Annotated in this window: 12 protein-coding genes; 1 reads left to right on the top strand and 11 read right to left on the bottom strand. The window is 31.5% G+C overall.

What is annotated here, in order from left to right; all coding sequences use genetic code 11:
• The first annotated feature begins 167 nt into the window (after positions 1-167).
• A complete protein-coding gene (locus KPL55_RS20690) occupies positions 168-971 on the top strand; it encodes a cyanophycinase (RefSeq protein ID WP_376770482.1) in 804 nt (267 codons plus the stop codon).
• A gap of 80 nt (positions 972-1,051) precedes the next feature.
• Here the strand turns inward: KPL55_RS20690 and KPL55_RS20695 are convergent, their stop codons facing one another.
• From KPL55_RS20695 to KPL55_RS20740, 11 genes are all read right to left on the bottom strand, one after another.
• Positions 1,052-1,879, bottom strand: coding sequence for a Cof-type HAD-IIB family hydrolase (locus tag KPL55_RS20695; RefSeq protein WP_216308656.1), 828 nt, complete (start codon positions 1,877-1,879; stop codon positions 1,052-1,054).
• A gap of 89 nt (positions 1,880-1,968) precedes the next feature.
• Positions 1,969-2,103 (bottom strand): hypothetical protein, encoded by a 135-nt coding sequence (locus KPL55_RS26430; protein WP_281418885.1) that lies wholly within the window; start codon positions 2,101-2,103, stop codon positions 1,969-1,971.
• Complete coding sequence (gene bioB / locus KPL55_RS20700) at positions 2,096-3,079, bottom strand: biotin synthase BioB (RefSeq protein WP_216308657.1); 984 nt, start codon at positions 3,077-3,079, stop codon at positions 2,096-2,098. The genes KPL55_RS26430 and bioB overlap by 8 nt, the downstream gene beginning before the upstream one ends.
• Positions 3,080-3,104: 25 nt before the next feature.
• A complete protein-coding gene (locus KPL55_RS26815) occupies positions 3,105-3,215 on the bottom strand; it encodes a biotin transporter BioY (RefSeq protein WP_376770481.1) in 111 nt (36 codons plus the stop codon).
• A gap of 242 nt (positions 3,216-3,457) precedes the next feature.
• Positions 3,458-4,351, bottom strand: a complete 894-nt coding sequence (locus tag KPL55_RS20710; protein ID WP_216308658.1) for an N-acetylneuraminate lyase — start codon at positions 4,349-4,351, stop codon at positions 3,458-3,460.
• 274 nt (positions 4,352-4,625) lie between these two features.
• On the bottom strand, positions 4,626-5,456 hold the full coding sequence (kduI, locus tag KPL55_RS20715; protein WP_216308659.1) for a 5-dehydro-4-deoxy-D-glucuronate isomerase: 831 nt from the start codon (positions 5,454-5,456) through the stop codon (positions 4,626-4,628).
• Between the two features lie 41 nt (positions 5,457-5,497).
• The gene (gene kduD, locus KPL55_RS20720; protein WP_216308660.1) at positions 5,498-6,280 is read right to left on the bottom strand and encodes a 2-dehydro-3-deoxy-D-gluconate 5-dehydrogenase KduD; all 783 of its coding nucleotides are present in this window, start codon (positions 6,278-6,280) and stop codon (positions 5,498-5,500) included.
• 61 nt (positions 6,281-6,341) lie between these two features.
• Entirely contained in the window at positions 6,342-7,649 is a 1,308-nt protein-coding gene (locus tag KPL55_RS20725; RefSeq protein ID WP_216308661.1) for a TRAP transporter large permease, read from the bottom strand.
• Between the two features lie 24 nt (positions 7,650-7,673).
• Positions 7,674-8,168, bottom strand: a complete 495-nt coding sequence (locus KPL55_RS20730) for a TRAP transporter small permease (RefSeq protein WP_216308662.1) — start codon at positions 8,166-8,168, stop codon at positions 7,674-7,676.
• A 38-nt stretch (positions 8,169-8,206) separates the two neighbouring features.
• On the bottom strand, positions 8,207-9,232 hold the full coding sequence (locus KPL55_RS20735; protein WP_216308663.1) for a TRAP transporter substrate-binding protein: 1,026 nt from the start codon (positions 9,230-9,232) through the stop codon (positions 8,207-8,209).
• Positions 9,233-9,288: 56 nt separating this feature from the next.
• Positions 9,289-9,969, bottom strand: a complete 681-nt coding sequence (locus KPL55_RS20740) for a GntR family transcriptional regulator (protein ID WP_216308664.1) — start codon at positions 9,967-9,969, stop codon at positions 9,289-9,291.
• Positions 9,970-10,390: the final 421 nt, after the last annotated feature.

Below are 10,390 nucleotides of genomic sequence, written 5' to 3' on the forward strand. Positions count from 1 at the left end.
TGATATGAAATTATGTGAATTAATTTTATATATATTGTACCCTGATTTCTAGTTTTGACTCATATTACATCTTTATTGAATATTTTAATTAATAATCCTAATACTAGAATGAATATGTAATTTTATACTAGATCTAATATTAACTAATAAATTTATATAGGACGGTGATTGTGATTAATATATTAGAAGGTTTAATAATAATAGGTGGAGCAGAAGACAAAAAAGGCGAGAAAAAGATACTTCAAGAAGTGTGTGCACATATTGATAAAGAGAGTCAACTATTAGTTATAGTAACAGTTGCAACACAATTACCTGTAGAAGTGGGTAATGAATATAGCAACCTATTTTATAATATGGGTATTAAAAATATAAGTGTACTTGATGTAAGAAAAAGAGCAGATGCTTTAAAATCTGAAAATGTAGACTTAATTGAAAAGGCATCTTTGGTATTCTTTACTGGAGGTGACCAACTAAGAATAACAAGTATTCTTGGAGGAACTCCTTTGTACAAAACAATGAAGCGAAGACACTCAGAAGATTGTGTGTTTGTAGGTACTTCAGCTGGAGCCTCAGTAATGAGCGATATTATGATAGTAACCGGACCCGATGATGAATCAGCAAAAAAATGCACACTCAAAATGGCTCCAGGTCTAGGATTAATTACTGGGGTTTTAATAGATATGCATTTTGCTCAAAGAGGAAGAATTGGAAGGCTATTAGTAGGTGTTGCTGAAAATCCAGAAGTGCTAGGAATTGGTATTGATGAGGATACTTCAATTATTATAAATCGAGAAAATGTTCTAAGGGTATTAGGTTCTGGAGCGGTTTATATTATAGATGGGAGTAATATAAGTGATACAAATGTATCTGAGCAACATCAAGATAATATTTTGTCGATTTATAATGTAACTATGCATGTATTAAAATCTGAGGATAAATTTGATTTAAAAGCTAGAAAACCTTTTATTTAAAAAAACAAAAACTCACAACTGAATAAGATGTTTAAAAAATAGCAAGGGTGAAGATATTACTTCACCCTTGCTATTTTATTTTACTCTTTTAATATGTAATTATTTATTGCATAAGCAATACCAGACTCATCGTTAGACTTTGTTATATATTTAGCTTGCGACTTAATTTCTTCCACAGAATTCCCCATAGCTATTGGCATTCCAGCGCATTTAAACATTTCCATATCATTATAATTATCTCCGAAAACAATAATTTCACTTAAGTCTACTCCTAATTTTTTCGATAAAATTTCCAAAGCATTTCCTTTAGAAATATTAGGTGCCATAATATCCAAAAGACATATTGATGAACTTACCACCGTAAGGTCATCATACTTTGAAAAATATTTTTCAAGAACTAGAACCTCTTCATGTTTTTCACATACTAATAAAACTTTCAAAGCATCTATATCATCAAGATTTTCAATTATATTTTTATCTACATATTTAATAGGTACTTGCATCTCTTTTGATAATAATTTATTACGATCTTCATATCTTTTTCCTAATCGATTATTTTTATTAGAATATATTATTTCATCAGTATATATTATAAAATCAACATTGCTGGTCATGCAATAATCTATTATTTCTTTTACAACTATTTTATCCATTACTTTTGAATAAAGTATTTCCCCTGTTGCAATGTTTCTAATTAACCCACCATTACAAGAAATAACAGGTCCCTTGAGACCTAATTGCTTTATATAAACCTTCACCATTAAATCTACTCTTCCTGTGGCTATAATTACTTCTACACCCATTTCCTGAAGTTTCTTTAATGCAACCTCATTCTCTTTTGATATTGCATTATTTGAATTTAATAATGTACCATCCATATCACATACACACCATTTATATTTAATCATTTACATTCTCCTTTGTCCGCTCGCTGTCATTATAAAAGCAATTTATATCTAATTATCTACCCTTATAGCATTTAATTCAAGATTAACTTTCAATGCTCATTAAACTTTATTATTAAAACTATAATGATATACAGTATATCCTTATCTATAGCTGTTATCATACCTATACTTCTTACTTCACCAACATCAGTATCTGTTCCAATTATAAATACTCCTTTAGCCATTTTTTCTAACTTCCAAATTTAAATCACTTACCATTTTCTTATCATCTTTTATTTTATTACCTGATGTTGTTAGATAGTTTCCCGTAATTGTAGCATTAGCCCCTGCATTGAAACAATTTTTCCCAAATTTATCAATTTTATTTCTTCCCCCAGCAAGTCTTATAAGTGCTTTAGGATTCACAAATCTTATGATGGAAATAGTCTTTAATATTTCCTCCTGACTTAAGCTTTCTGCATTTTCTAGTGGTGTTCCCACTATTGGATTTAATACATTAACAGGAATAGATTTAACACCTAAATCTCTTAGCTGAAAAGCTAGATTAATTCTATCTCTCATGCTTTCCCCAAGACCGATAATTCCTCCTGAGCAAATAAGCATTCCAGCCTTTTTAGCTGCATTTATAGTATCTATTCGCTCATCGTAGCTATGAGTTGTACATATATTTTCATAGTATTCTCTACTAGTTTCTAAGTTATGATGATACATTGTTATTCCCCGCTTTCTTAGCTTAAGTAGCTGCTCGTATCCAAGTATTCCAAGTGATGCACATAGATCTATTTTCATTTCTTTATTTAGCTCCTCATATATATCTAGAATCTTTTCAAACTCATTGCCAGTTGATCCTCTTCCACTTGTAACTAAAGAAAATCTGTTTACTCCCTCCTTCTCATTTTCTCTTGCGAGAGTTAACGCAGCTTTCTTTGAAACTAATTCATACTCTTCCACATCGGTTTTATAAAAAGCGGATTGTGCGCAGAATTTGCAATCCTCAGTGCATCGTCCTGATTTCGCATTCATAATGGTGCACAGGTCCACTTCAGTGCCACAAAAATACTCTCGCACTTTATTTGCACTCTTACATAGTAGTTCTATATATTCAATTTCTTGTATGTCTACTAATTTCATTACCTCTTCATAACTTACATCTCGGCCTCGTAAAACCTTTTCCTCAATACTCTTAATAAGTTTTCTCATGTCGTACCCCTCCCTTGTTGTTTTCTTATTCAATATATCCACTTTTTCTTATTACAGGCACCCCAGAAAGTCCAATAGCCACATAAACTATTTTTGACAATGCACCTAATCTTGATCCTAAAATTAAGTTTCGCATCTTATTAACAAATACTCCTCTTAAATACGATTGGTATATCCTATATAATAAAGCAATAACTTTAAATTGTAAACCTTAAATACTATTCAAGTTTACAATTTAAATCAATTTGATATTTTTAGGTTTATGTTTCAATGTTTTAAGGCGCAAAAAAAACACCTCAATCTTCATTATAAATATTTTCTGAAGATTAAGATGTTTTCTGGCTAAATAAAGCTCATAAACTATTAATAGTATTTTAATTAATTAACAAGGTTAATCATAAGTATTTCTTCAATGTATTTCTTTTGAGTATTATCAAGCTCAGAGAATGGCTTTCTTGCAACACCAACATCACTTCCTTGCATTGTAAGAACATATTTTATTGCAGGTATAAGACCTACACTACATAACGCTTCCATAATATTATTTGCTTTAATTTGAAGATTTCTAGCCTCTTCAAGTTTTAATGATTCAAATGCTTCTCTTATCCTTTTGTAATGTGTGTACATGAAGTTAAATGTACTTCCTATTGCCCCATCTGCTCCCATAGCAAGACCTGCCACCAAAATCTCATCAAAACCATTGTACATATAAAGAGAATTTTTCAAATTCTTTATCCTTTCAAGCTGATACAAATTAAGGGTGGTATGTTTTACTCCAGCTATTGCGGGACTTTTGAATAATTCCTTAATATCCTCGTTCTTAAGATCAAATTCTACTCCAGTATTCCCTGGGAAGTTATAAAGTATAATAGGCATTCCTATACTTTCATATATATCATAATAATAACGTGCTATTTCTTTTGGAGAAAATTTATAGTAAAATGGAGCTGTCGCTGCAATTGCATTATATCCAAGTGATTTTGATTTTTGACCATACTTTATTGCCTCAGCTGTACTAATTGCACCAACATGTGCAATTAACTTTGTTTTATTTTTATTTTCTGCTGCTATTTCAAATAGTCTCATTCTTTCTTCACTTGATAAAAGGAAACATTCCGCAGAACTACCACCTATAAAAAATCCTGTGACGCCTTCATTTATATTTCTTTCCATTAGGGTAAGAAGTGCCTTATCATTAATTCTGTTTTCCTTATCAAATGGGGTTACCGATGCTGCAAATATGCCTTTCATATCTGTGGTTAAACCATTCATATGATCATCTCCTACTATTTTTTTATGTTGTCGACCATGCCACCACCTATAGCTGGTTGTAACCATTAAAATTTATTAATAGAATTATGCAATTTAATAATTTTAGTCTAGCACACCTAAATTCATGTAAAGGTTTTTATACCCATTACCAAATGTCATTAAAACTAACAATAGATAAAGTAAATATTTTAATTAAACAATAATCACTATAGTAACTTATACTCTAAGTTACTATAGTGATTATTTATCATATTTATATATTTACATTTAAAACTTATTTCATATCTTTAGTTAGTACTGCATCCATATCTGTAAATTCTTGATTTTCTCCAACCATACCCCATATGAATGTATAGTTTTTAGTTCCTACTCCTGAGTGTATAGACCAGCTTGGTGAGATAACTGCTTGTTCATTTTTCATAACAATATGTCTTGTCTCATCTGGTGTTCCCATAAGATGGAACACAACATTATTTTCATCCATATCAAAGTATAAATATACTTCCATGCGTCTATCATGAGTGTGACAAGGCATAGTATTCCATACACTACCTGGTTGTAGTATAGTCATTCCCATAACTAATTGGCAACTTTGGCAGACTGCTGGATGTACATATTGGTTTATTACTCTTTTATTACATTCTTCATCACTACCAGCTAGAACCTTATTAGCTTGTTCTAAACTAATTTCTACTGTAGGATAATTTTTATGTGCAGTAGCACTATTTGCATAAAATTTAGCAGGATTTTTAGCATCCTTACTTGTAAAACTAATTTCTTTAATTCCTTGTCCAACGTAAAGTCCGTCTCTAGCTCCTAATTCATGTATTTCACCATCTAAAGTAACTGTACCTGCTCCACCTATATTAATAACTCCAAGTTCACGTCTTTGAAGAAAATAATCACAACCTAAAGCTTTACTTCCCTCTAAAGAAAGCGCCTTAGTAGTTGGTACTATGCCTGCTACTATTATTCTATCTATATGGCTATAAACCATCTTTATTTCACCTGGTACAAATAAATCCTCTATTAAAAAGTGTTTTCTAAGCTGAGTAGTATCGTAGCTTTTTGCATCTTCATTATGACTTGAATATCTAATTTCCATTACAATTCCTCCTAATATTAATTTTTTTATTTATTTTTTAATTATCTTACTAACCATCCGCCATCTACAGCTATAATGTGTCCATTAAGATAATCTGAAGCTCTACTTGATAAGAAAACTACTGTTCCCATTACATCAAAAGGATGTCCCCATCTACCTGCAGGTATTCTATCTAATATACTTGCGTTTCTTGCTGCATCTGCTCTTATTGGCGCAGTGTTATCTGTTGCTATATATCCTGGTGCTATAGCATTTATTTGAATGTTTTTGTCTCCAAGCTCATTTGCAAAAGCTTTAGTTACTCCGGCTACAGCATGTTTACTTGCAGTGTACGCTGGAACAAACTTTCCACCTTGGAATGAAAGCATAGATGCTATGTTTATGATTTTTCCTGATCCTTGTTTAACCATAATTTTTGCAACATCTTGGCTTAAGAAATAAACTGCATTTAAATTTATATCTAGTACTGCTTTCCAGTCTTCATCTTTTGTTTCTAGAAGAGGCGCACGTCTTATTGTACCGGCGTTGTTAACTAATATATCAACTGTTCCAAATGCTTTTACGCAAGCTTCAACGGTTGCTGTTATTTGTTCTCTTTTTGATAAATCAGCTTGCAAGAAAGCAACCTTGCGACCTTCAGCTTCTATAAGCGATCTAGTTTCATCCCAATTTGTATCATATGTTGGAACAAATATATCAGCGCCTGCCTTTGCAAGTGCTACTGCATATCCCTGTCCAAGTCCTGTATTACCTCCTGTTACTATAGCTACTTTACCCTTTAGCGAGAAAAAGTCCATTGAAAAATCATTTACATTTGTACTCATATTATTAGCTCCTTTTTTATATTTATTAGTTTGTTTATTTATTTTATTTTATTTTATTATTTTACTTTATTAAATTAAGAAATTTAGGTATTGTAAGTGATAATGCTGGAACAAATGTTACAAAGAGCAATATAATAATTGTAACTCCAAAATATGGCATCAGTTGTTTTACTACGTCTTCAATTTTTAATTTTGCAACTCTACACCCAGTAAAAAGTATTGGTCCCACAGGTGGTGTAATAGTTCCTATACAAAGATTAAAGACAAGCATTATACCGAAATGTACAGGATGCATACCAAAGCTTCTCACTATTGGTAAGAATATCGGAGTAAAAATAAGTACTGCAGGAGTTGGATCCATAAATGTTCCAATTATAAGTAATAAAACATTCATTATAAGTAGTATTATTATACTATTATCGGTAAGTCCAAGAAGCCCATTTGCAATTAATGTTGGTATCTTTGTATATGCCATAACCCATGACATTACAGATGATACACTAATCATAAATATAACAATTGCAGTCATTTTAGCTGTCTCAAGACATATTTCTGGAAGATCCGCAACCTTTAAATTTTTATACAAAAATGATAATGCTAGTGCGTACACAACTGCGATTGCTGACCCTTCAGTTGCTGTAAATACACCTTTAAGAATACCTCCAATTACAATAACTATAAGAAGTAAACTTGGAATTGCATCAATAAATACCTTAATTCCCTGTTTAAGTGTTGGTCTTTCAGAACCTTTATATCCAAGTTTCTTAGCATAGATACCAGCAATAACCATAACACCGAGACCCCAAAGTATACCTGGTAGATATCCTGCCATAAATAGAGCTGAAATTGACACTCCACCGGCAACTGTTGAATAAATTATCAGTGTATTACTTGGAGGAATTAGCATTCCTGTAGGCGCTGAAGCTATATTTACAGCCGCACTATACACTTTGCTATAACCTTCCTTTTCTTGAAGTGGACCCATTGTTCCACCAACAGCTGCAGCTGCAGCAACTCCAGATCCACTTATTGCTCCAAAAAGCATATTTGCAACAACATTTGACTGCGCTAGTGCTCCAGGTAATCTTCCACTTATAACCTTTGCGCAATCTACTAGTCTTCTTGCAATACCGCCATTATTCATTATTATACCAGCAAGTATAAAAAATGGAATTGCAAGAAGCGAAAATGAGTTAGTCCCTGTAATAATTCTCTGTGATGCTGTTATTAATGCAGTTTGTAATGGTAAAAGAGACATCACTGCAAGAGTCGACCCAAGTCCTATACTTATACTTATTGGCACTCCAAACAAGAGAAGTAGCGGAACTACTACCAACATAACAATACCCGAAATTGATGCTATATCCATTTAATCATCCCCACCTTTATTGAATTATTCAGACTTAATATCTTCTTCTTCTAATTTGCCATTAAGAATATCCATAATGTTACATATTGAATACATTACAGTAAGTAATCCACTAATGGGCAACATCATATATATCATGCCGATTGTAATTGGAAGCACTGAGTCACTTTGACCCATTGTAAGTAGAGTATTATTGAACCCTCCAACAACAAGTACGCCTATTGCAAATATAATTACAATTAGTTCTATTATTATATTAACTTTTACAGCTGCGCGCCCAGTGAATTTTTCTCTTAGAAATACTATAGACATATGTTCCTTCTTGCCAAATACATAAGCTGAAGCTAAAAGCACTAGCCATATAAACATATATTTGCATATTTGCTCAGTATATGCATTTGGACTTTTGAAAAAATACCTAGTGATAACTTGCCATGTTACAAGTGTCGTCATTATTGCAATAAAACTGATGCATATATATTCTATAACCTTGTCCGTATATTTTCTTATAGTTTGCATTCTATCCACTCCCATCATACTTAATTTTCTTTAACTAACTATTTCTTTATAGTTTCACCCTTTGCCTTTACCTTATCATAAAGTTCCTTATATTCTGGATTCTGTGTAACTTTCTCATGAAATGGTTTAACCTCTGCTTTAAATAAATTTATATCAGGATATGAAAATATTACACCTGCATCTTTAGCTGTCTTAATTGCATCCTTTACATCAACTGCCCAAATTTTAAGTTCTCTATCTGTAGCATTTTGAATTTCTTCATCAAATATAGTTTTATTCTCAGTAGACATACTATCATAAAGATCCCTATTAATTATTAAATAATCTGGAATCATAAGATGTAGAGTATATGAGTAATATTTTGCAACCTCGAAGTGTTTCATGTTTGAATAAATAATCTCATTGTTTTCTCCACCATCAATAATATGTGATTGAACTCCTGTGTAAACCTCACTTTGAGCCATAGGAGTACCAACACCACCCATGTATTTCATCATTTGAACATTAGTATCACTTTCCATTATTCTAATCTTTAACCCTTTTAAATCAGCTGGCTTAGTTACTGGTTTATCTGAATAAACACTTCTTACGCCTGCATGAAAAGAAGTTAAAACCTCAAACCCCTCATCCCTTGTTGATTTAAATAAGTCACCTACTATAGATTTATCTTTAAATACAGCATTTTGATGTTCCTTACTATCATATAAGTATGGAAGTCCTAATACTGAAAATTCCTTATTGAAATTCTCTATAAGACTGTTTGAAACTACAGCCATTCCAATTGCTCCTGTTTGAACAAGCTCAACTGATTCACGTTGTGGTCCTAAAAGTTCATTTGCGTAAACATCAAGTTTATATGCTCCATTAGTTCGCTTATATATCTTGTCACTAAACTCTTGTAGGGCTTTATACTGAGGATTTGTAACTTGTTGATTAAATGCTACTTTAATTACAGTTGTCTTTCCCTTATTTCCCGAGTTGTTTGTATCTGTCTTTGCTCCGCAAGCACTTAACCCAAGCATTAATATTATTACTAATAACACTGATAAAATTCTTTTTTTCATGTTCTCTTAACCCCCTGTTGTATTCACACTAATTTAAATCTAGTGTGAGTCGCTTTTTATATAAAATAATGACTTAATTCATTGTGAATTTTATCTTCAAGTCTATCAATATTTCCTTGAAGATGAATATTCATAATTTCATCTACCTTTTCTTTATCACGATTTTTGATGGCTTCAAACAATGCTATATGTTCTTCATATACCCCATCAAAATGTCCAACAGCAACTATATCAAGCATTCTGAATCTTGTATAATAAACCTGAAATTCCTGTAATATCGCCCATAATCTTGTTTTTCCTGCAAAATCAAAAATAGTGGAGTGAAACAAATTATCAACTTTATAATATTCACTTGGATCTTCAACTGGACTTTCAACTATTGCTTTCTGCTGTCTAAGATTTTGTGAAAGTTTATTAAGTAATTCATCATTAACATTTTCGAAAACATCTTTTATTACTGTGCACTCAATCACCTTACGCATATATATAGTTTCCTTTATATATTCCATGTCAAGTAACGTCACATATGTACCCTTTTGAGGAACAATTTCTATAAATTTCTCACTACTTAGCCTTATAAAAGCTGTCTTCACTGGTGTTCTTGAAACGTTGTACAACGTGGCAATTTCATTTTCACTAATAAGTTGACCGGGGTAAAGCTTTAGATTAATAATATCTTCTTTTAATGCAAGATAAATCTCATCGCTGTTCATACTTTTAAATTGTTGATTGCTCATACTTAACCTCCTTAGCAAATTATAATTTGATTTATTTGTTCATGAAACTTTTAAATGCCATGAAATTTATCTTTATGTTATAAAACTAACTTTCCAGTTCTTGAATTCTTGAATTCTTGCATGCAAGTTCATTAATGTTAGTTTAACATATGTTATTTTTAATGTAAAGGGTTTTATATTTTAATGTAAAGGATTTATAAAAATTATGAGTTATATCAACGCTTTTTTTCTCTAATTACCCATCTAATTATGTTTTCTGTTAATAAAAAAAAGATGCCAATTTAAACTGGTACCTATAGGAAGGACACTAAAAAAAAAGTGTTTGGATTATAGGTGCTTTTTTTGTATAATTTATATATAGATAGGATGGTGGCAAATGAGTAAAATATTATTTACCAAAAAGGATATTATAAAGCTTGAA

The sequence above is a fragment of the Clostridium lacusfryxellense genome (assembly GCF_018861735.1).
Lineage (GTDB): Bacteria > Bacillota > Clostridia > Clostridiales > Clostridiaceae > Clostridium_AD > Clostridium_AD lacusfryxellense.